Consider the following 20,933-nt stretch of genomic DNA (forward strand, 5'->3'; position numbering starts at 1 on the left):
ATGGTGCATCCGGGAGGATTCGAACCTCCGACCGCTCGGTTCGTAGCCGAGTACTCTATCCAGCTGAGCTACGGATGCAAATGGCGGTGAGGCGGGGATTCGAACCCCGGATGCAGCTTTTGACCGCATACTCCCTTAGCAGGGGAGCGCCTTCAGCCTCTCGGCCACCTCACCAACACGCCTCTTACGAGTGCTTCGAAGAACTTGTTTCTGCTCATCGTCGCTGCGTGGCGCACATATTACTTTCTGGGACTTATAAGTCAAACAATTTTTCCAGCGCTTTTATCGTTTGCACATTTCACGCGCAATTAGTCTGCAAAAACGGCAAAAAGAGTGTTTTATCAACAGATAAATTGGCAATTCTCTGAAGCAATTAACAAACGGAAAATTCGCAGGGAACGGCAATACGTGTAAGGGAATCGAGAAAACAAGGAAGGCAAAGAAGAAAAGTAAAGAAAAAGGACAACTCAATCAGGTTGCGCCTCACCAGAAAGGTGAGACGCGAAAACCTTAGTAACTGGACTGCTGGGATTTTTCAGCCTGGATCCGCTGGTAGATCTCTTCCCGATGGACAGAAACTTCTTTCGGGGCGTTTACGCCGATGCGCACCTGGTTGCCCTTCACCCCTAAAACTGTCACGGTGACCTCATCGCCTATCATGAGGGTCTCACCAACTCGACGAGTCAGAATCAGCATTCTTTGCTCCTTGAAAGATTAAAAGAGTCGGGTCTCTCTGTATCCCGGCATTATCCATCATATAACGCCAAAAAGTAAGCGATGACAAACACCTAAGTGTAAGCAGTCACGGCATCACATTCTGTTAAACCTAAGTTTAGCCGATATACACAACTTCAACCTGACTTTATCGTTGTCGATAGCGTTGATTCGCATGCCGTAACTTGGGGTTTCGGCATGCGCTAACGCTTATAGTTATTACAGTTTTGCGCTGACCCAGCCTTTCACACTGGCTAACGCTGCAGGCAGAGCCGCCGCATCCGTACCACCGGCTTGCGCCATATCCGGACGACCGCCACCCTTACCGCCTACCTGCTGAGCGACCATACCAACCAGCTCCCCTGCTTTCACGCGATCTGTCACGTCCTTAGACACACCCGCAATCAGAGAAACCTTACCTTCCACCACCGTTGCCAGAACGATAATGGTAGACCCCAGTTGATTTTTCAGATCATCAACCATGGTACGCAGCATTTTCGGCTCAACGTCCGCGAGTTCGCTGACCAACAGCTTCACGCCATTGATATCAACCGCTTTGCTGGAAAGATTTGCACTCTCCTGCGCCGCAGCCTGTTCCTTCAATTGCTGCAATTCTTTTTCGAGCTGACGCGTACGCTCCAGTACGGAACGAATTTTGTCACCGATATTCTGGCTATCGCCTTTCAGCAGCTGCGCAATATCGCTTAAGCGATCGCTCTCAGCATGCACTGTTTGGATAGCGCCTTCACCGGTTACGGCTTCGATACGACGAACGCCTGCAGCAGTACCTGACTCGGACACAATGCGGAACAGACCGATATCACCCGTACGGCTGGCATGAGTACCACCACACAGTTCGGTAGAGAAATCACCCATGCTCAGAACGCGCACGTGGTCGTCATATTTCTCGCCAAACAGCGCCATTGCACCTTTGGCTTTCGCCGCTTCAAGATCCATGATGTTCGTTTCAATCGGCAGGTTGCGACGAATTTGTGCATTCACCAGATCTTCAACGGCACGGATTTCAGCAGGTTTCATCGCTTCGGTATGAGAGAAGTCAAAGCGCAGAATTTTATCGTTAACCAGCGAGCCTTTCTGCGCCACGTGCGTGCCCAGAACCTCGCGCAGCGCCGCATGCATCAGGTGCGTTGCGGAGTGGTTCAAGCGGATACGCGCACGACGAGCTTCATCTACGTCAGCCTGCACGGCATCGCCAACTTTCAGAGAACCCGCAGACAGTTTGCCGATGTGACCAATCGCCTGACCATATTTCTGCGTATCGCTAACGGCAAACGCGAAGCCCGCACCTTTCAGTTCGCCTTTATCACCAATCTGACCACCGGATTCCGCATAGAACGGCGTCTGGTCAAGAACGACAACGGCATCCTGACCTGCGTTAATGGCGTCTACCGCTTTACCATCAACAAACAGTGCGGTGACTTTGCCGTTCAGTTCCAGGTACTCGTAGCCTTTAAATTCAGAAGCACCTTCAACGCGAATCATCGCATTGTAGTCTGTACCAAAGCCGCTGGCTTCACGCGCACGACGGCGTTGCTCTTCCATTGCGGCTTCAAAGCCCGCTTCGTCAACCTTGATGTTACGCTCGCGGCAAACGTCTGCCGTCAGGTCAACCGGGAAACCGTAGGTGTCATACAGACGGAATGCGGTTTCGCCGTCCAGCGTATCGCCGGACAGTTTTGCCAGTTCTTCATCCAGCAGCGCCAGGCCACGCTCCAGCGTACGCGCAAACTGCTCTTCTTCGGTTTTAAGAACCTGCTCAACCATAGCCTGTTGACGCTTCAGCTCTTCGCCCGCGGAACCCATTACGTCTACCAGCGGACCAACCAGCTTGTAGAAGAAAGTGTCCTTCGCGCCCAGCATGTTGCCATGACGAACTGCGCGACGAATGATACGACGCAGCACATAGCCACGGTTTTCATTCGACGGAACAACGCCATCGGCAATCAGGAACGCACAGGAACGGATATGGTCGGCAATAACGCGCAGCGACTTGTTGCTCAGATCGGTCGCGCCGGTAACTTTCGCCACGGACTCAATCAGTGAACGGAACAGGTCAATTTCATAGTTGGAGTTAACGTGTTGCAGCACGGCCGCAATACGCTCCAGACCCATACCAGTATCCACGGACGGTTTCGGCAGCGGTTCCATGGTGCCGTCAGCCTGACGGTTGAACTGCATGAAGACGATGTTCCAGATCTCAATGTAGCGATCGCCATCTTCTTCCGCGCTTCCCGGAGGCCCCCCCCAAATGTGGTCGCCGTGGTCGTAGAAAATTTCGGTGCACGGACCGCAAGGACCGGTATCACCCATCTGCCAGAAGTTGTCGGAAGCATAAGCCGCGCCTTTGTTATCACCGATACGGATGATACGTTCGCGCGGAATACCGACTTCTTTTTCCCAGATTTCATAGGCTTCATCGTCAGTTTCATAGACGGTGACCCACAGACGCTCTTTTGGCAGGGCAAACCAGTTTTCACCGGTCAACAGTTCCCATGCGTATTGAATGGCGTCGTGTTTGAAGTAATCGCCGAAGCTGAAGTTGCCCAGCATTTCGAAAAAGGTATGGTGACGTGCAGTGTAACCGACGTTTTCCAGGTCGTTGTGCTTACCGCCCGCACGTACGCAACGCTGCGAGGTGGTTGCGCGGGAATAATTACGCTTGTCGAGGCCAAGGAAAACATCCTTGAACTGGTTCATCCCGGCGTTGGTAAACAACAAAGTAGGGTCATTGTTCGGTACCAGGGAGCTGCTGGCAACTACCTGATGTCCTTTACTATGGAAAAAATCGAGAAACGCCTGACGGATCTCAGCGGTGCTCTTGCTCATAATTATCCTGAAGAAATCAAGCTAACGAAATGTCATTACCAGCATCGGCACGTAAACTGCGCCTCTGGCAATCGAAAAGTGGGAATAAGATAAGTTTTCTTTACTGGGAAGTAAAATCCCGTATGCGGTCAATCGTCAAAATTTCGCCATATTGCCTGAATATCTTCCATCAGATAGCCGCGATAGAGCAAAAAACGCTGGACCTTTACCTTATCTGAAAATTCCACAGGTAAAGGTTCTCCATATTTCCGGACGGCCTGCTCACGTGCAAGCACTGCCCAGTCAATTTCGCACTCACGCATGGCTCGCTCAATAGCCTCACGCGCGATCCCTTTCTGATTTAATTCCTGACGCACGCGGGCAGGTCCGTAGCCCTTACGACTGCGGCTGGCGATAAACTGCTGCACGAAGCGATCATCATCCAGATAACGACTTTCAATACACCAGGCGATGACCTTGTCGTAATCCTCTGGCGTGGCATCAATTTCTTCTGGTCCATTTTTCCCCATCACCGGAGCGGCCAGCTTACGTCGCAGTTCCTGCTCGCTGTGATCGCGCATCGCCAGAATACGTACGGCGCGGTCAAGCAGTCGGGAATAAGCGGAACGGCGGGAAGTTGCGTCTGTCATAGTGAGCCTTCAGAAATGAAAAAGGGCTGCATGATATGCAGCCCTTTACTATATGCGATTCAAAACATGCGATTCAAAACAGATTATCAGAAATCTTCGTTCGTTTCTTTTACGTCTTCGCCGCTATCATCAACGGAGAAATCAGGCGTTGAATCCTGGTTATTGAGCAGTAACTCACGTAATTTCTTCTCAATTTCTTTCGCAGTTGCCGGGTTTTCTTTCAGCCAGTTGGTTGCGTTCGCTTTACCCTGACCGATCTTCTCACCGTTGTAGCTGTACCATGCACCAGCTTTTTCAATCAGCTTCTCTTTCACGCCCAGGTCAACCAGTTCGCCGTAGAAGTTGATACCTTCACCGTAAAGAATCTGGAATTCGGCCTGTTTAAACGGTGCTGCAATTTTGTTTTTCACGACCTTAACGCGGGTTTCACTACCCACCACGTTGTCGCCTTCTTTCACCGCACCAATACGACGGATATCCAGACGAACAGAAGCATAGAATTTCAGGGCGTTGCCACCGGTGGTGGTTTCCGGGTTACCGAACATAACGCCAATCTTCATACGGATCTGGTTGATGAAAATCAGCAGCGTGTTGGACTGCTTCAGGTTACCGGCCAGTTTACGCATTGCCTGGCTCATCATACGTGCCGCAAGGCCCATGTGAGAGTCACCAATTTCGCCTTCGATTTCTGCCTTCGGCGTCAATGCGGCAACGGAGTCGACAACGATAACGTCAACCGCACCGGAACGCGCCAGCGCATCACAGATTTCCAGCGCTTGCTCACCGGTATCCGGCTGAGAACACAGCAGGTTATCGATATCAACGCCAAGTTTACGCGCATAAACGGGATCCAACGCGTGTTCCGCATCGATGAACGCACAGGTTTTACCTTCGCGCTGTGCGGCGGCAATAACCTGCAGTGTCAGCGTTGTTTTACCGGAGGATTCTGGCCCGTAGATTTCGACGATACGACCCATAGGCAAACCGCCCGCGCCCAATGCGATATCCAGAGAAAGCGAACCGGTGGAGATGGTTTCCACATCCATGGAACGGTCTTCACCGAGGCGCATGATGGAGCCTTTACCGAATTGCTTTTCGATCTGACCCAGCGCTGCCGCCAACGCTTTCTGTTTGTTTTCGTCGATAGCCATTAATTACTCCTGTCATGCCGCTTTCGGGTTAAACCGCGAAACGTGATAGATAATGTTCTGTTGAAGCAATTATACTGTATGCTCATACAGTATCAAGTATTTTGTAGAAATTGTTGCCACAGGGTTTGTAACGCGTAGGCGGTCGCCTGTCGACGTACTGCATCGCGATCGCCGCTAAAGCATTCCCGGCGGGTAATCCCCTCGCCGCTTGCGCTGGCAAAAGCAAACCATACCGTCCCCACGGGCTTTTCTTTGCTGCCACCATCCGGCCCCGCAATACCGCTTATCGAAACAGCGAAATGTGCGCGGGCGGCTTTTAGCGCGCCTATCGCCATCTCCACCACCACTGGCTCACTCACCGCGCCATGCTGGGCCAGCGTCTCTTCACGCACGCCAATCATCTGCGCTTTGGCTTCATTGCTGTAAGTCACAAACCCGCGTTCAAACCAGGTGGAGCTTCCGGCAATATCCGTAATCGCTTTGGCTACCCAGCCGCCGGTGCAGGATTCCGCCGTCGTCACGGTTGCCCCGCGCGCTTTCAGCGCCAGGCCAACCTGCTCGCTTAACTGCATCAGTTCACTGTCGGTCATTTCAGCCTCTGTCAGTTAAAAAAATATGCCGGACAAGATAGCACTTTCATAACCAATGTGGGGATGGCGAGAACGTTTTACGAGGGGGATTCCAAAAATTGCTCCGTTACATAAATAAGACCTGCCGGATGGTGATGTCAGGGCATCTTCTCCGGCCTACAAGAGATATCCTCCAGTAGGCCGGGGGAGTGATTACTGCACACGCGCCAGCGCCACCGCCTGACCCAATTGCCACACGGCCATCGCGTAATGGGTACTGTGGTTATAGCGGGTGATGGTGTAGAAGTTCGGCAACCCATACCAGTACTGGTAGCCGGTACCGATATCCAGGCGTAGCAGGCTGGCCTGCTGATGATTCCCCAATGACTGCTGCGGCGTCAGACCTGCGGCGGCAAGCTGAGAAATGCTGTACTGCGTTTTAAAGCCGTTAGCCAACCCAGGCGCCTGACCATTTGCCGGAACCGCTACTGTATCGCCTTTCACCCAGCCGTGGCCTTTGAAGTAGTTCGCCACGCTACCGATGGCATCAACCGGATCCCACAGGTTAATGTGCCCATCACCATTGAAATCAACGGCATATTGTTTATAGGAAGACGGCATAAACTGGCCGTAGCCCATTGCCCCCGCGAAAGAACCTTTCAAATCGAGCGGATCGTCGCTTTCATCTCGCGCCATCAGCAGGAAGGTTTCCAGTTCGCCAGAGAAGTATTCCGCACGACGAGGATAGTTAAAGGACAGCGTCGCCAGCGCATCCAGAATCCGCGTTTTACCCATCACGCGGCCCCAGCGAGTTTCTACGCCAATAATGCCAACGATAATTTCCGGCGGTACGCCGTAGACCTGCCAGGCGCGGTTCAGGGCATCTTCATATTGGTTCCAGAAAGCCACGCCGTTTTGCACGTTATCCGGTGTGATGAACTGTTTACGATACCGTAACCATGCGCCGTTAGGTCCGGCTGGCGGTTGTGTCGTCGGCGCCTGGCGGTCCATCAGACGCAATACCGAGTCCAGACGCTTAGCCTGCGACAAGATCTCCTGCAACTGCTGGCGGTCAAAACCGTGCTTATTCACCATTTTCTCGATGAACTGCTGGGCGTTCGGATTATTGGCAAAATCACCGCCCGTTTGCATGACATTGTGCTGCGGCTCAAGCAGGAATCCGCCGGATGGCGTACCCGTAGTCGTTTGAGTCTCTGAAGGTTTAGGTTTGCTGCTACAGGCAGCGAGCAATACGAAAAGGGGAAGTAACGCTACATAACGACGCTTGAACATGAGACATCCATTAAACAAATTCAGCCTGGGGGAAGTATGGTAAAGCATCCTCCGTCACACAAGGAAGCAGTTGTCGCTCTCCTTCACAGAATTTCCCCCCTCTTGCACTTCCGCCCGGCACAATTGCGAGCCTTCACGCACCTTCTTTCAAATTAAAATATTTATCTTTCATTTTGAGATCAAAATAACACTTTCAAACCTTTCAATGTGATTAAAATAAATTACCGTTTGGCAAGATAACTAAAAACCCCTACAGGAGAGAATAATGATCGACACCATCACACTCGGGGCTGAGTGGTTTATCGGCTTGTTCCAGAAAGGCGGAGAGGTCTTTACCGGCATGGTGACCGGTATTCTTCCTCTGCTGATCAGCTTGCTGGTCATCATGAATGCGCTGATTAACTTTATCGGTCAGCAGCGTATTGAACGTTTTGCCCAGCGTTGCGCTGGAAACCCGCTGTCCCGCTACCTGCTACTGCCGTGCATCGGCACATTTGTGTTTTGTAACCCTATGACACTGAGCCTGGGTCGCTTTATGCCGGAAAAATACAAGCCCAGCTACTACGCCGCCGCCTCTTACAGTTGCCATTCAATGAACGGCTTGTTCCCGCACATCAACCCTGGCGAGCTGTTTGTCTATCTGGGGATCGCCAGCGGACTGACTACGCTGGGTCTGCCGCTCGGTCCGCTCGCGGTGAGCTATTTGCTGGTCGGTCTGGTGACCAACTTCTTCCGTGGCTGGGTGACCGATTTCACCACCACCATCTTTGAGAAAAAAATGGGCATTCAACTTGAGCAGAAAGTACATCTGGCGGGAGCAACATCATGACGCGTATTCGTATTGAAAAAGGCACCGGCGGCTGGGGCGGCCCGCTTGAACTGGATGCCGTTCCGGGCAAGAAAATTGTCTATATCACTGCAGGAACGCGCCCGGCGATTGTCGACAAGCTGGCGAATCTGACCGGTTGGCAGGCCGTTGATGGCTTCAAAGAAGGCGAACCGCCGGAGAATGAAATTGGCGTGGCGATCATCGACTGCGGCGGCACACTGCGCTGCGGGATCTATCCAAAACGTCGTATCCCGACGGTGAACATTCACGCCACGGGAAAATCCGGTCCGCTGGCCCAGTTCATTGTTGAAGATATCTATGTCTCTGGCGTAAAAGAAGAAAACATTACCGTTGTCGGTGAAGCGTCCGCTACACCAACGCCCGCAAACAGCAGCATGGGCCGCGATTACGACACCAGCAAGAAAATTACCGAGCAAAGCGACGGTCTGTTGGCAAAAGTCGGGATGGGCATGGGCTCAGCCGTTGCGGTTCTGTTCCAGGCCGGGCGCGACACTATTGATACCGTGCTGAAAACCATTCTGCCGTTTATGGCATTCGTCTCGGCGCTGATCGGCATCATTATGGCTTCTGGTCTGGGAGACTGGATCGCCCATGGACTCGCACCGCTGGCCAGCCATCCGCTGGGGCTGGTGACGCTGGCGCTGATTTGTTCTTTCCCACTGCTGTCGCCTTTCCTCGGCCCCGGTGCGGTCATCGCCCAGGTTATCGGCGTTCTGATCGGCGTACAGATTGGTTTGGGGAATATTCCCCCGCATCTGGCGTTACCTGCTCTGTTCGCCATTAACGCCCAGGCTGCATGCGACTTTATCCCTGTCGGGCTGTCGCTGGCCGAAGCACGTCAGGACACGGTCCGCGTCGGCGTGCCATCCGTTCTGGTGAGTCGTTTTCTGACCGGCGCGCCAACCGTTCTCATCGCCTGGTTTATTTCCGGCTTTATTTACCAATAAGAGGCACTCAAAAATGACCGTGATTTATCAGACCACCATCACCCGCATCGGCCAGAGCGCCCCGGATGCACTCAGCGACCAGATGTTGATTACCTTTCGTGAAGGTGCGCCCGCGGATATCGAGGAGTTTTGCTTCATTCATTGCCACGGCGAGCTGAACGGTTCGTTACAAGCGGGGATCCAGTTTGAACTAGGCCAGCATCAGTACCCGGTCACCGCCGTTGGCAGCGTGGCAGAACAAAACTTACGTGAACTGGGACATATCACCCTGCGTTTTGACGGACTGAGTGAAGCGGAATTCCCCGGCACCGTACACGTTTCAGGCCCCGTGCCAGACGGTATCGCGCCGGGCTGTATTTTGAAGTTTGTTGCTTAAGATTGAAGGAGATAAAGATGAATCAGGTTGCCGTTGTCATTGGTGGAGGCCAGACCCTTGGCGCATTCCTTTGCCGTGGGCTTGCGACAGAAGGATACCGCGTCGCGGTGGTGGATATTCAAAGCGATAAAGCCGCCAACGTGGCGCAGGAAATTAACGCCGAGTTTGGCGAAGGCACCGCCTACGGTTTTGGCGCAGATGCCACCAGCGAACAGAGTGTGATGGCGCTATCGCGCGGAGTGGATGAAATATTCGGCCGCGTCGATCTGCTGGTTTACAGCGCGGGTATCGCTAAAGCCGCTTTTATCAGCGACTTTCAGCTCGGTGATTTCGACCGTTCGCTGCAGGTGAATCTGGTCGGCTACTTCCTCTGCGCACGTGAGTTCTCACGCCTGATGATCCGCGATGGTATTCAGGGACGCATTATCCAGATCAATTCCAAATCCGGGAAAGTGGGCAGTAAACACAATTCAGGCTATAGCGCGGCAAAATTTGGCGGCGTGGGCTTAACCCAGTCACTGGCGCTGGATCTGGCGGAATACGGGATCACCGTGCATTCACTGATGCTTGGCAATCTGCTGAAATCACCGATGTTCCAGTCGTTATTGCCGCAATATGCAACCAAACTTGGACTTAAGCCAGACGAAGTTGAGCAGTACTACATTGATAAGGTTCCGCTCAAACGCGGCTGCGATTATCAGGACGTGCTGAACATGCTGCTGTTTTACGCCAGCCCGAAAGCCTCTTACTGCACAGGGCAGTCCATCAACGTGACCGGCGGTCAGGTGATGTTTTAATATTGAATTGCCGGATAGCGGCTACGCTTATCCGGCAAAATTAAAGGAGTACATAATGGTTTCCGCACTGATTACCGTCGCCGCCATTGCGTGGTGTCTGCAGCTGGCATTAGGGGGCTGGCAAATATCCCGCTTTAATCGGGCGTTTGATAGGCTTTGCCAACAGGGTCGGGTTGGCGTGGGGCGCTCCGGCGGACGTTTTAAACCCCGAGTGGTGGTCGCCATTGCGCTAGATGAGCAGCAGCGAGTAACTGATACGTTATTTATGAAAGGTCTTACGGTATTCGCCAGACCCGGCAAAATTACCACAATAATGGGCAAACATCTTGATGATTTACAGCCTGATGTGATCTTTCCCCATGATCCGCTATCGCAGAATGCACTATCATTGGCGCTTAAACTGAAACATGGATAATTTCGTTGTGAATGCTAATAGCTTGCGAAATTATCATTTTGCAACCTATAGTCAGGGTAATCACGCCTATGAAACCTCGTCAGCGTCAGGCTGCCATACTGGAGCATCTGCAAAAGCAGGGAAAATGCTCGGTTGAAGAACTGGCCCACTACTTTGACACGACCGGCACGACCATTCGTAAAGACCTTGTTATTCTGGAGAATGCCGGTACCGTCATTCGTACCTATGGCGGCGTAGTATTAAATAAAGACGAATCCGACCCGCCAATCGATCACAAAACGCTAATCAACACGCATAAAAAAGAGCAGATTGCCGAAGCCGCCGTCCGTTTTATTCACGATGGCGACTCCATTATTCTGGATGCGGGCAGCACCGTACTGCAGATGGTGCCAATGCTCACGCGCTTTAGCAACATCACAGTCATGACCAACAGCCTGCACATTGTTAACGCCCTTTCGGAGCTGGACAACGAGCAAACCATCCTGATGCCCGGCGGGACCTTTCGCAAAAAATCTGCGTCATTTCACGGTCAGCTGGCTGAAAACGCCTTTGAGCAGTTCAGCTTTGATAAACTCTTCATGGGCACCGACGGCATTGACCTCAATGCTGGCGTGACCACCTTTAATGAAGTGTTTAGCGTCAGCAAAGCGATGTGCAATGCCGCTCGCGAAGTAATTCTGATGGCTGACTCATCAAAATTTGGGCGCAAAAGCCCCAATGTTGTCTGCAGTCTGGAAAGCGTCGACAAGCTGATTACCGATGCGGGTATCGACCCTGCGTTTCGTCAGGCGCTGGAAGCAAAAGGGATTGAAGTAATCATAACCGGAGAAACCAATGAGTGATGCACTACTGAACGCGGGCCGCCAGACGTTAATGCTGGAGCTACAGGAAGCCAGCCGACTGCCAGAACGACTGGGTGATGATTTTGTCCGCGCTGCCAATACGATCATCCACTGCGAAGGCAAAGTGATTGTCTCCGGGATTGGCAAATCCGGCCATATTGGCAAAAAAATCGCGGCAACCCTCGCCAGTACCGGCACCCCCGCCTTTTTTGTACATCCGGCGGAAGCATTGCACGGCGACTTAGGCATGATTGAAAGCCGCGATGTCATGCTGTTTATCTCCTACTCCGGCGGCGCGAAAGAGTTGGATCTCATCATTCCACGCCTGGAAGACAAATCCGTCGCTCTGCTGGCCATGACCGGAAAACCGACCTCACCGCTGGGTCTGGCGGCCAAAGCGGTGCTGGATATTTCCGTTGAGCGTGAAGCCTGTCCGATGCGCCTGGCACCGACCTCCAGCACCGTTAACACGCTGATGATGGGCGACGCGCTGGCCATCGCCGTAATGCAGGCGCGCGGCTTCAACGAAGAAGATTTTGCGCGCTCGCATCCGGCGGGTGCGCTGGGCGCTCGTCTGTTAAATAAAGTGCATCATCTGATGCGTCGTGACGATGCCATACCGCAGGTGACGCTCACCACCAGCGTCATGGACGCGATGCTGGAACTTAGCCGTACGGGTCTTGGCCTGGTGGCAGTCTGCGATGATGACTCGTTGGTGAAAGGCGTCTTTACCGACGGCGACCTGCGCCGCTGGCTGGTTGGCGGTGGAGCGCTCACCACTCAGGTTAGCGAGGCGATGACCCACAACGGCGTTACGTTGCAGGCACAGAGCCGCGCCATTGACGCCAAAGAGATCCTGATGAAACGCAAAATCACTGCAGCACCGGTGGTCGATGAAAACGGTAAACTTACCGGTGCTATCAACCTGCAGGATTTCTATCAGGCCGGTATTATCTAATCCTTCAGCCCCAGACGTTTCGCCAGCCGGTGCAGGTTGGCGACGTCTGTTTCCAGCGCCCGCGCACTTGCTGCCCAACTGTGATTATTTTGCGCCAGCGCCCGGCGGATCATCTCTCGCTGGAATGACTCCGTTGCTTCACGCAGATTATGCTGTTGCGGGATCTCTGCAACACCTTCCGCCGCTGGTGTTACAGGCGCTTCATCCTGCAAGGCAAAATGCTGCGTCTCTAGCACCACTTCATCCCCTGCTCTGGTGGCCCTTGCCAGAACAACCGCACGGTGAATGGCATGTTCCAGCTCGCGTACGTTACCAGGCCAGGCGTAGCTCAACAGATGACTACGCGCACCGGGGCTTAACACCACACGGGAAAGTCCCAGTCGCAGTCGACATTGCTCGCAAAAATAGCCTGCCAGCAGCACCACATCTTCGCCACGCTCACGAAGAGGCGGTACGGAAAGGGGAAAGACGCTCAGCCGGTGGAATAAATCCGCACGGAAATTCCCGGCCAGCACCTCTTCGCGTAAATCACGGTTCGTTGCCGCGAGTACGCGCACGTCGACACGCAGGCTGCGATCGTCACCCACGCGTTGAATATCACCGTATTGCAGCACGCGTAGCAGCTTAGCCTGTAGCGCCAGCGAGAGTTCGCCAATTTCATCGAGAAACAGCGTCCCGTTATCGGCCATTTCAAACTTACCGCTCCGATTACTGATAGCCCCGGTAAAGGCCCCTTTTACGTGACCAAACAGCTCGCTTTCCGCTACGCTTTCTGGCAAGGCCGCACAGTTCAGATACACCAGCGGGTTCACCGCGCGGGGTGAACCTTCATGAATCGCTTTCGCTACCAGCTCCTTCCCGGTCCCCGTTTCGCCGCTAATCAGTACGTTGAGATCGGACCCCGCCACAATCTCAATCTCTTTTTTCAGCTGCATCATATTGGGCGACAGGCCAATCATCTGGGTTTCCGTCACCTGCTCGAAAGCCGTCGACGAACCCGGCAGCATATTCTGGCTTTCCAGCTGTTCAATCAGTAGCGCATTGCTCAACGCGCCAGCCGCCAGCGCGGCAATCAGCCTGAGTTCTTCATCACTGAACACATCAAACTGATCCGGCTCCATGCCATCCAGCGTTAACGCGCCAATCAAATTTTGACCGGCGAACAGTGGTAAGCCAATACAGGCATGCACTTTCAGACTCTCCTGGCCTGGGATCAGCCCGTCGTAAGGATCGGGCAAATCACTGTCGGCAGGAAAACGTACCACGTCTCCGGCACGGGCAATCGCTTCCAGACGCGGATGCCCTTCCAGCGTAAAGCGCCTGCCGAGAACATCCTGGGCCAGCCCATCGATTGCCAGTGGAATAAACTGTCGCGACTCGTAGCGCAGCAATGCCGACGCGTCGCACTCCAGTACCTGACGCAAGGTGGTTATCAGGCGTTGAAAGCGATCCTGATGTCCAATACCGCTTTGTAATTCAATGGCGATGCCCGCCAGCACATCTACGGAAAAGCTCATGGCTACCTCATTGTCATTTTGACAATTCATATTGTCATATTGACAATAAGAAACATAGTCATTTTGACTACCACCTTATGAGTAATAAAAAATAAAATCTTTAAAATCAAAGAAATAAAAAGTTGGCATGCAACCTGCAATTAGCAAAACATCTTTTTTGAAAAACGCTGAATTAATTGAGGTTGTTATGTCTATTCTGGTTAAAAATAACATTCATTGGGTTGGCCAACGTGACTGGGAAGTGCGTGATTTCCACGGAACTGAATACAAAACGCTGCGCGGCAGCAGCTATAACAGCTATCTCATCCGTGAAGAAAAAAATGTCCTGATCGATACCGTAGACCACAAATTCAGCCGTGAATTCGTGCAGAACCTGCGCAGTGAAATCGACCTTGCCGATATCGACTACATCATTATTAACCACGCGGAAGAAGACCATGCCGGTGCGCTGACCGAGCTGATGTCCTGCATCCCGGACACGCCAATCTACTGCACCGCTAATGCCATTGACTCTATTAACGGACACCACCATCACCCGGAGTGGAACTTCAATGTGGTCAAAACCGGCGACAGCCTTGACATCGGCAACGGCAAACAGCTGATCTTCGTTGAAACACCCATGCTGCACTGGCCGGACAGTATGATGACCTACATGACCGGCGATGCGGTGCTGTTCAGTAACGATGCCTTCGGCCAGCACTACTGCGACGAACGCCTGTTCAACGACGAAGTTGACCAGGCCGAACTGTTCGAACAGTGCCAGCGCTACTATGCCAATATCCTGACGCCGTTCAGCCGTCTGGTGACGCCGAAAATTACTGAGATCCTCAGCTTCAACCTGCCGGTCGATATGATTGCCACTTCCCACGGCGTGGTATGGCGCGACAACCCGACACAAATCGTTGAGCTGTACCTGAAATGGGCAGCGGATTATCAGGAAGACCGCATCACCATTTTCTACGACACCATGTCCAATAACACCCGCATGATGGCGGACGCGATTGCCCAGGGCATCAACGAAGTCGACCCGAACGTGGCGGTAAAAATCTTTAACGTCGCCCGTAGCGACAAAAACGAAGTCCTGACTAACGTCTTCCGCTCTAAAGGCGTGCTGGTCGGGACTTCCACAATGAACAACGTGATGATGCCGAAAATCGCCGGTCTGGTGGAAGAGATGACCGGCCTGCGTTTTCGTAACAAGCGTGCCAGCGCCTTTGGTTCACACGGCTGGAGCGGCGGTGCGGTAGACCGTTTGTCCACGCGTTTGCAGGATGCCGGTTTCGAGATGTCGCTGAGCCTGAAGGCGAAATGGCGTCCGGACCTCGGTGCACTGGAACTGTGCCGCCAGCATGGCCGCGAAATTGCACGTCAGTGGGCGCTTGCTCCACTGCCGGAGACCCCCGTTAAAGCCTTGTCCAAAGAAGAAGAGTGCGCCTGTGCCGCTGCGGCTGCAGCTGACCTTGGCCCAGGCATGCAGTGCAGCGTGTGCCAGTGGATTTACGACCCAGCAAAAGGTGAACCGCTGCAGGACGTTGCACCGGGTACACCGTGGAGCGACGTACCGGACAACTTCCTGTGCCCGGAATGTTCATTAGGTAAAGACGTCTTCGACGTACTGGCAACGGAGGCAAAATGAGCCACGAAATTGTCATCATTGGTTCGGGCTTCGCCGCCCGCCAGTTAGTCAAAAATATCCGTAAACAGGATGTGACTGTCCCGCTGACCCTGATTGCCGCGGACAGCATGGATGAGTACAACAAGCCCGATCTCAGCCACGTTATCAGTCAGTCACAGCGTGCAGACGACCTCACCCGCCAGTCGGCGGGGGAGTTTGCCGAGCAGTTTAATTTGCGCCTGTTCCCACATACCTGGGTAACCGACATCGACGCCGATGCCCACATAGTGAAAAGTCAGGACCAACAGTGGCAGTATGACAAGCTGGTTCTGGCTACGGGGGCTTCAGCCTTTGTGCCTCCGGTTACCGGACGTGAGTTAATGCTCACACTGAACAGCCAACAAGAGTATCGCGCCTGTGAAACGCTGCTGCGTGACGCCCGGCGGGTGCTGATTGTTGGCGGCGGACTGATTGGTAGCGAACTGGCGATGGATTTTTGTCGTGCCGGTAAAGCGGTAACGCTTATCGACAACGCCGCCAGCATTCTGGCCTCGCTGATGCCGCCGGAAGTCAGCAGTCGCTTACAGCATCGTCTGACCGATATGGGTGTCCATCTGCTGCTGAAATCCCAGCTTCAGGGGCTGGAAAAAACGGCCTCGGGTATTCGCGCCACGCTCGATCGTAGCCGCAACGTAGAAGTCGATGCGGTGATTGCCGCCACCGGCCTGCGCCCTGAAACCGCGCTGGCGCGTCGCGCCGGATTGGACATCAATCGTGGCGTCTGCGTCGACAGCTATCTGCAAACCAGCCACCCGGACATTTATGCCCTCGGCGACTGTGCGGAAATTAATGGTCAGGTTCTGCCGTTCCTGCAGCCGATTCAACTGAGCGCCATGTATCTGGCGAAGAACCTGCTCGGCGGCAATGCCCAATTGAAGCTGCCAGCGATGTTAGTAAAAGTCAAAACCCCGGAGTTGCCATTGCATCTGGCCGGGGAAACCCAGAGCCGCGATCTAAACTGGCATATTGCCGCCGAAGCGCAGGGTATGGTGGCCAGAGGGATGAACGCTGAAGGCCAGCTGTGTGCGTTTGTCGTCAGTGAAGACCGAATGAAAGAGGCCTTTGCGCTGCTGAAAACGCTGCCCGTGTAAGTCCAGAGTACCGTTGCTTGATTTATTAACCTCACGCGCACGGATGTGCGTTGCCACTTGTCGGTATGCCCCGACATGTTTTTCTTGCCCCGCCAGTCCCGGGGCTTTTTTTATTTTTGCGTCAACACCCGCGCCGCGGCAATCACGCCCTGCCCCAATGACAACCCGCCGTCGCCCGCCGGTAAACGCTGCGGGAACAGTAAGGTAAAATCACGCAGATAAAACGCCAGACGGGCCGACAATAAGCGGTTATGCATCACGCCACCGCTGAATACTAACGTTTTAATTCCGCGCGCTTCGGCCTGCTCACGCATCAGCGTGGCAAAACCACGCGCCAGCGCGTCGTGAAACGTCCACGCTCTTTCTGCAGGGTCGGTCTGCCAGGTGAGCCATTGCTGCCAAAAAATCGCTAAGTCCAGTTGATTGCCATTAAGCGGCACCGTAACAGGGTGATCAACACCTGCACACCGCGATGCCAGCGCCTCCAGCGTGCAGGCCGCCTCACCTTCATAACTCAACGATTCCGGCGCACAATGCAACGCGGCGGCAACCGCATCAAACAAGCGCCCGCACGACGATGCCAGCGGGGCATTGATTCCCCGCTCAATGGCGCGCGCCAGTACGTTCCAGTTTTGATGCTGTAGCCCCGATGTTTCCGGGTAACGCTGCCAGTCAGGAACAAAACGCAGGCATTGCGCGAGCAGATTGCGCCATGGCTGTTTTGCCGCTAAATCGCCGCCCGCCAGCGCTACCGCCGGTAAGCCGCCAAGGTGCTCGCATTCACGATAGTTGATCCGCAAACACTCACCTCCCCACAGCGCACCATTTTCCCCCATGCCGATGCCGTCCAGCGTCAGAGCAATCACGTCACCTCCGTCGAGCGGCCAGCCGTGCTCGGCCAGACATGCTGCAGCATGCGCATGGTGATGCAGTACTGTTTCGGTTGGCAGATTCATTTCACTGGCCCACTGGCTGGAAACATAGCCAGGGTGTGCATCATGCACGATACGCTGTGGCGTAAAATCATAAATGTTCTGGATCAGACGCAGCGCATCACGCCACTGTTGCTGAATGCCGTCATCGCTGAGATCGCCTAAATGCTGGCTGATAACCGCCTGTTCGCCGCGCACCAGGCAGAAAGTATTTTTCAGATCCGCACCTAAGCACAGCATCGGCGGCACGTCGCGAAATCCCGGCGGCAGCGCGACCGCATCCGGCACGTAACCCCGGGAACGACGCAGCATTTCCCCGCTGTCGCGCACCACGGAGTCATCCATCCGCTGCACAATTTCGCGGTTATGCAGCAAAAAACCATCGGCAATCTCACTTAAATCTTCCAGCGCCTGCGCATTGGTAATAGCAGGCGGCCTGCCGCTAAGATTGCCGGAGGTCATCACCAGCGGGCAATTCATCTCTTGCAAGAGCAAATGCTGTAACGGATTCGCGGGCAGCATGACGCCCACTTCCGTTAACCCTGGCGCAATGCCCTCGCTCAATGCAGCGACATAGCGTTTTTGCACCAGCACGATCGGCGCAGCGGGGGTTGTGAGCAAACGACGCGCGGGTTCAGGTAGTCCGTCATCAGTTGGTAGCATTACCGCCAACGGTTTCGCCGGGCGGTGTTTGCGCAGCCTGAGCAGCGCGACGACGTCATCATTGCGCGCATCGCACACCAGATGAAACCCGCCAATGCCTTTAACGGCCACAATTCCGCCCGCTTTGAGTCGCGATACCGCCGCCTGCAACGCTGCTTCTTTTTCCGCCCGCAGATCTGCACTTATCCACTCAAGATGCGGGCCACACGCTGGGCAAGCGACAGGCTGCGCATGAAAACGACGATCATATGGATCGCGGTATTCCGCTTCGCATTGTGAACACAGTGGGAATGAGGTCATGACGGTAAAGGGACGGTCATACGGCATTGCACGAATAATGGTGAAGCGCGGACCGCAGTGGGTACAGTTGATAAAAGGATAACGATAACGGCGTTCGCCGGGGGTGCTCATTTCAATCAGACATTCGGGACAGGTCGCGGCGTCCGGAACGATCTGCGTATTCATCGAACCGCCAGCGCTTTGCCGAATAGTGAAATCGGCAGGCTGTTGCGTCCAGGCGAACGATTCGCGCTCAACGCTATCAATGCGCGCCAGTGGCGGGCAGTGTTGGTGCAACTGCGCAATAAATTCCGCCGGATCTTCCTGCAAGCGCACAACCACACCGTCACCGTCGTTACACACGTCGCCATGCAGCTGTAACCGCTGCGCCAGTTGCCAGACGTAGGGGCGAAATCCAACGCCCTGTACCTTGCCGCGAATACGCAACTGTACGCCGGTGTGGGTGTTTATTGTCATGATGAATTCCCGCGGTAATGTATCCCTGAAATGTCCGTTTGCCGGATGGCAGCTTCGCCTTATCCGGCCTACGTTACTCCTTTGTAGACCTGACAAGCACAGCGCCATCAGGCACGTATTTTACGCGGATTTTCAGATATCAGAACAGCAAAGATGCGGTGGAATCCAGCGCCGCGCGACGGCGTTTTTCAGCGCTCAGTTGTTCAAGCTTATTGCGATCCACATAAATCAGCGCGTGAGTCGGGCAGACTTCCATACAGGCAGGACCGGCCTCGCGATGGTGGCACAGGTCGCACTTATTGGCTTCGGCTTTTTCTGCACGGACGTTCAGGCCAGCCCCACTGTTACGTACAACCGGGCGCACAACCACTTCCATTGCGCCATAAGGACAAGCCACAACGCAGGTTTTACAGCCAATACAGCGTTCCTGCATTACGTGGACAAAGCCTTTATCACGGCTGATTGCACCGTTCGGACAGACGTTAGCGCACGGCGCATCTTCACACTGGCGGCACAATGTCGCCGTGGAGACATTAACGCCTTTGATGACGTGAATGCGGGGTAAAAAAGTTTCAGGGGTCAGCGATGCGCAGTCCTGGTTATCCTGATGGGATACCACGCAGGCCACTTCACAGGTACGGCAACCAATGCATTTATTGGCGTCTGCAATGATGAAACGGTTCATCAATTTCTCCAGCAATGACAGAATATCTGCCGAAGCATTCACAAATCGTGCCAGATTTTAATCTACTGTTCTTAAAGGTTTTTTATTTTGATGTCTACAAGGAAAGCGTGTCATCGTCACTAGTGACGATGACAAATGACAGCCGTCAGGACGAAACGGGCGGCGCAACAGAGTCGCGGTGAATGAGTTCACCGGTGAAGGTTTTTGGCGGGGTAAATACCCCGTCCCCCAGCATAAAGATCAGCCGTCCAATCGTTTCCTGGATCATTTCCGTCACGGGGATTTTGACACTGGAAAGCGCAGGAATCGTATATGGCGCGAGGGCGATATCATCGAAGCCAATCACCGAGACCTGTAAAGGCACGCACACACCACGGGCGTGCAACTGCTTCATCGCGCCGATCGCCATATCGTCATTGCTGGCCACCAGCGCGGTAAAATTGACCTTACGCGAAAGCAAAGTATCCACACCCGCAGCACCGCAGGCTGGCGTCCACTTTCCTTTAACAATCAATTCATTATTAAGCGCAATTCCATGATGTGCCAGCGCGTCTTTATAGCCTGAAAGTCGCTCCACGCCGGTAGGTGAATCCATCGAGCCGGTAATAAATCCAATCTCTTTGTGTCCGGCGGCAATGAGCTGAGTGACGGCGTTAAAGCTGGTCTGTTTTTGATCGCACCACACGCAGTGGCTGGTGTTTTTCCGCAGACGTCGATTAAGCACCATAATCGGCTGACTATGGGCGTCGATGATATCGTCTATCTCATCCACGCTGAGAAAACGCGGATAAATCATAATCGCATCGCAGCGTAAGTCGAGCAAGTACTGGATCGCCTGGCGCTCTTCCTCAGCGCTGTGCTTACCATCAGCCAACAACAGCTGACGTCCCTTATCCTCCGCCATACGTGCGGTATGAAACAGCAGCTCGCTGAAATAGACACCGTGATAAAGGGTGTTCGTCACCACCAGTCCCAGCGTCTGCGTGGTTTTCGCCGCCAGACTGCGCGCCAGCAAGTTAGGGCGATAACCACTCTCTTCAATGGCCTGAAACACGCGGTCTTTGGTCTCCTGGCTGACGTAGCCGTTCCCAGAAAGCACCCGGGAAACCGTCGCTTTCGACACGCCGGCACGCTTCGCCACCTCCAGCATAGTGGTCATATTACTCATCCCTTATTTCTCAATGTGACGCAGTGTACTGCACCGTTTCGCCGCTGTCCTCGCTGCT

At 53.8% G+C, this 20,933-nt stretch carries 19 protein-coding genes and 2 tRNA genes; 9 read left to right on the forward strand and 12 right to left on the reverse strand.

What is annotated here, in order from left to right; all coding sequences use genetic code 11:
* Position 1: 1 nt before the first annotated feature.
* The 8 genes from OGX99_RS12890 to mltB all read right to left on the reverse strand — a co-directional run bounded on the left by OGX99_RS12890 (position 2) and on the right by mltB (position 7,203).
* A tRNA-Arg gene (locus OGX99_RS12890) sits at positions 2 to 78 on the reverse strand.
* A gap of 3 nt (positions 79 to 81) precedes the next feature.
* Positions 82 to 174 (reverse strand) — tRNA-Ser (locus OGX99_RS12895).
* A 336-nt stretch (positions 175 to 510) separates the two neighbouring features.
* Positions 511 to 696, reverse strand: coding sequence for a carbon storage regulator CsrA (gene csrA / locus OGX99_RS12900; protein WP_000906486.1), 186 nt, complete (start codon positions 694 to 696; stop codon positions 511 to 513).
* Between the two features lie 237 nt (positions 697 to 933).
* Positions 934 to 3,561: an alanine--tRNA ligase gene (alaS, locus tag OGX99_RS12905; protein WP_286543762.1), complete on the reverse strand. Its 2,628-nt coding sequence runs from the start codon at positions 3,559 to 3,561 to the stop codon at positions 934 to 936.
* 128 nt (positions 3,562 to 3,689) lie between these two features.
* Positions 3,690 to 4,190, reverse strand: a complete 501-nt coding sequence (gene recX / locus OGX99_RS12910; protein WP_151218187.1) for a recombination regulator RecX — start codon at positions 4,188 to 4,190, stop codon at positions 3,690 to 3,692.
* Positions 4,191 to 4,276: 86 nt separating this feature from the next.
* Positions 4,277 to 5,341 (reverse strand): recombinase RecA, encoded by a 1,065-nt coding sequence (recA, locus tag OGX99_RS12915; protein WP_003037330.1) that lies wholly within the window; start codon positions 5,339 to 5,341, stop codon positions 4,277 to 4,279.
* A gap of 92 nt (positions 5,342 to 5,433) precedes the next feature.
* Positions 5,434 to 5,931 (reverse strand): nicotinamide-nucleotide amidase, encoded by a 498-nt coding sequence (gene pncC / locus OGX99_RS12920; RefSeq protein WP_151218188.1) that lies wholly within the window; start codon positions 5,929 to 5,931, stop codon positions 5,434 to 5,436.
* Between the two features lie 192 nt (positions 5,932 to 6,123).
* Positions 6,124 to 7,203 (reverse strand): lytic murein transglycosylase B, encoded by a 1,080-nt coding sequence (gene mltB / locus OGX99_RS12925; protein WP_032947148.1) that lies wholly within the window; start codon positions 7,201 to 7,203, stop codon positions 6,124 to 6,126.
* Positions 7,204 to 7,468: 265 nt separating this feature from the next.
* Between mltB and srlA the strand changes: the two genes are divergently transcribed.
* From srlA to gutQ, 7 genes are all read left to right on the forward strand, one after another.
* Positions 7,469 to 8,032 carry a PTS glucitol/sorbitol transporter subunit IIC gene (srlA, locus tag OGX99_RS12930; protein ID WP_003037339.1) on the forward strand — a complete coding sequence of 188 codons (564 nt, stop codon included), beginning with the start codon at positions 7,469 to 7,471 and terminating at the stop codon, positions 8,030 to 8,032.
* Positions 8,029 to 9,000: a PTS glucitol/sorbitol transporter subunit IIB gene (gene srlE / locus OGX99_RS12935; protein ID WP_286538213.1), complete on the forward strand. Its 972-nt coding sequence runs from the start codon at positions 8,029 to 8,031 to the stop codon at positions 8,998 to 9,000. The genes srlA and srlE overlap by 4 nt, the downstream gene beginning before the upstream one ends.
* Before the next feature lie 13 nt (positions 9,001 to 9,013).
* Positions 9,014 to 9,376, forward strand: a complete 363-nt coding sequence (gene srlB, locus OGX99_RS12940; RefSeq protein ID WP_151224239.1) for a PTS glucitol/sorbitol transporter subunit IIA — start codon at positions 9,014 to 9,016, stop codon at positions 9,374 to 9,376.
* Between the two features lie 17 nt (positions 9,377 to 9,393).
* Positions 9,394 to 10,173 (forward strand): sorbitol-6-phosphate dehydrogenase, encoded by a 780-nt coding sequence (srlD, locus tag OGX99_RS12945; protein ID WP_151218191.1) that lies wholly within the window; start codon positions 9,394 to 9,396, stop codon positions 10,171 to 10,173.
* Between the two features lie 55 nt (positions 10,174 to 10,228).
* A complete protein-coding gene (gutM, locus tag OGX99_RS12950; RefSeq protein WP_286543765.1) occupies positions 10,229 to 10,588 on the forward strand; it encodes a transcriptional regulator GutM in 360 nt (119 codons plus the stop codon).
* A 68-nt stretch (positions 10,589 to 10,656) separates the two neighbouring features.
* Positions 10,657 to 11,430, forward strand: a complete 774-nt coding sequence (srlR, locus tag OGX99_RS12955; RefSeq protein ID WP_003037350.1) for a glucitol operon DNA-binding transcriptional repressor SrlR — start codon at positions 10,657 to 10,659, stop codon at positions 11,428 to 11,430.
* Positions 11,423 to 12,388, forward strand: a complete 966-nt coding sequence (gene gutQ / locus OGX99_RS12960; RefSeq protein ID WP_187253100.1) for an arabinose-5-phosphate isomerase GutQ — start codon at positions 11,423 to 11,425, stop codon at positions 12,386 to 12,388. Before srlR ends, gutQ begins: the two co-directional genes overlap by 8 nt.
* Here the strand turns inward: gutQ and norR are convergent.
* Positions 12,385 to 13,905 carry a nitric oxide reductase transcriptional regulator NorR gene (gene norR, locus OGX99_RS12965; protein ID WP_151218194.1) on the reverse strand — a complete coding sequence of 507 codons (1,521 nt, stop codon included), beginning with the start codon at positions 13,903 to 13,905 and terminating at the stop codon, positions 12,385 to 12,387. The genes gutQ and norR overlap by 4 nt on opposite strands.
* Before the next feature lie 187 nt (positions 13,906 to 14,092).
* Here norR and norV point away from each other — a divergent pair, with 187 nt between their 5' ends.
* Both norV and norW read left to right on the forward strand, forming a co-directional pair.
* Positions 14,093 to 15,541 carry an anaerobic nitric oxide reductase flavorubredoxin gene (norV, locus tag OGX99_RS12970; protein WP_278238630.1) on the forward strand — a complete coding sequence of 483 codons (1,449 nt, stop codon included), beginning with the start codon at positions 14,093 to 14,095 and terminating at the stop codon, positions 15,539 to 15,541.
* A complete protein-coding gene (gene norW / locus OGX99_RS12975; RefSeq protein WP_286543770.1) occupies positions 15,538 to 16,671 on the forward strand; it encodes an NADH:flavorubredoxin reductase NorW in 1,134 nt (377 codons plus the stop codon). Before norV ends, norW begins: the two co-directional genes overlap by 4 nt.
* 110 nt (positions 16,672 to 16,781) lie before the next feature.
* Here the strand turns inward: norW and hypF are convergent, their stop codons facing one another.
* The 3 genes from hypF to OGX99_RS12990 form a co-directional block, all read right to left on the reverse strand.
* Positions 16,782 to 19,022 carry a carbamoyltransferase HypF gene (hypF, locus tag OGX99_RS12980; protein WP_286543772.1) on the reverse strand — a complete coding sequence of 747 codons (2,241 nt, stop codon included), beginning with the start codon at positions 19,020 to 19,022 and terminating at the stop codon, positions 16,782 to 16,784.
* 139 nt (positions 19,023 to 19,161) lie between these two features.
* Positions 19,162 to 19,707: an electron transport protein HydN gene (gene hydN / locus OGX99_RS12985; protein WP_003037366.1), complete on the reverse strand. Its 546-nt coding sequence runs from the start codon at positions 19,705 to 19,707 to the stop codon at positions 19,162 to 19,164.
* A gap of 145 nt (positions 19,708 to 19,852) precedes the next feature.
* A complete protein-coding gene (locus tag OGX99_RS12990; protein WP_151224446.1) occupies positions 19,853 to 20,866 on the reverse strand; it encodes a LacI family DNA-binding transcriptional regulator in 1,014 nt (337 codons plus the stop codon).
* Between the last annotated feature and the right edge of the window lie 67 nt (positions 20,867 to 20,933).

The sequence above is a fragment of the Citrobacter sp. Cu096 genome (assembly GCF_030332285.1).
Classification (GTDB): domain Bacteria; phylum Pseudomonadota; class Gammaproteobacteria; order Enterobacterales; family Enterobacteriaceae; genus Citrobacter; species Citrobacter meridianamericanus.

Bases quoted from the DNA above. Each gene is read 5' to 3' on its own strand.
- csrA (WP_000906486.1), bottom strand. From the start codon at position 696: ATGCTGATTCTGACTCGTCGAGTTGGTGAGACCCTCATGATAGGCGAT.
- alaS (WP_286543762.1), bottom strand. From the start codon at position 3,561: ATGAGCAAGAGCACCGCTGAGATCCGTCAGGCGTTTCTCGATTTTTTC.
- recX (WP_151218187.1), bottom strand. From the start codon at position 4,190: ATGACAGACGCAACTTCCCGCCGTTCCGCTTATTCCCGACTGCTTGAC.
- recA (WP_003037330.1), bottom strand. From the start codon at position 5,341: ATGGCTATCGACGAAAACAAACAGAAAGCGTTGGCGGCAGCGCTGGGT.
- pncC (WP_151218188.1), bottom strand. From the start codon at position 5,931: ATGACCGACAGTGAACTGATGCAGTTAAGCGAGCAGGTTGGCCTGGCG.
- mltB (WP_032947148.1), bottom strand. From the start codon at position 7,203: ATGTTCAAGCGTCGTTATGTAGCGTTACTTCCCCTTTTCGTATTGCTC.
- srlA (WP_003037339.1), top strand. From the start codon at position 7,469: ATGATCGACACCATCACACTCGGGGCTGAGTGGTTTATCGGCTTGTTC.
- srlE (WP_286538213.1), top strand. From the start codon at position 8,029: ATGACGCGTATTCGTATTGAAAAAGGCACCGGCGGCTGGGGCGGCCCG.
- srlB (WP_151224239.1), top strand. From the start codon at position 9,014: ATGACCGTGATTTATCAGACCACCATCACCCGCATCGGCCAGAGCGCC.
- srlD (WP_151218191.1), top strand. From the start codon at position 9,394: ATGAATCAGGTTGCCGTTGTCATTGGTGGAGGCCAGACCCTTGGCGCA.
- gutM (WP_286543765.1), top strand. From the start codon at position 10,229: ATGGTTTCCGCACTGATTACCGTCGCCGCCATTGCGTGGTGTCTGCAG.
- srlR (WP_003037350.1), top strand. From the start codon at position 10,657: ATGAAACCTCGTCAGCGTCAGGCTGCCATACTGGAGCATCTGCAAAAG.
- gutQ (WP_187253100.1), top strand. From the start codon at position 11,423: ATGAGTGATGCACTACTGAACGCGGGCCGCCAGACGTTAATGCTGGAG.
- norR (WP_151218194.1), bottom strand. From the start codon at position 13,905: ATGAGCTTTTCCGTAGATGTGCTGGCGGGCATCGCCATTGAATTACAA.
- norV (WP_278238630.1), top strand. From the start codon at position 14,093: ATGTCTATTCTGGTTAAAAATAACATTCATTGGGTTGGCCAACGTGAC.
- norW (WP_286543770.1), top strand. From the start codon at position 15,538: ATGAGCCACGAAATTGTCATCATTGGTTCGGGCTTCGCCGCCCGCCAG.
- hypF (WP_286543772.1), bottom strand. From the start codon at position 19,022: ATGACAATAAACACCCACACCGGCGTACAGTTGCGTATTCGCGGCAAG.
- hydN (WP_003037366.1), bottom strand. From the start codon at position 19,707: ATGAACCGTTTCATCATTGCAGACGCCAATAAATGCATTGGTTGCCGT.
- OGX99_RS12990 (WP_151224446.1), bottom strand. From the start codon at position 20,866: ATGACCACTATGCTGGAGGTGGCGAAGCGTGCCGGCGTGTCGAAAGCG.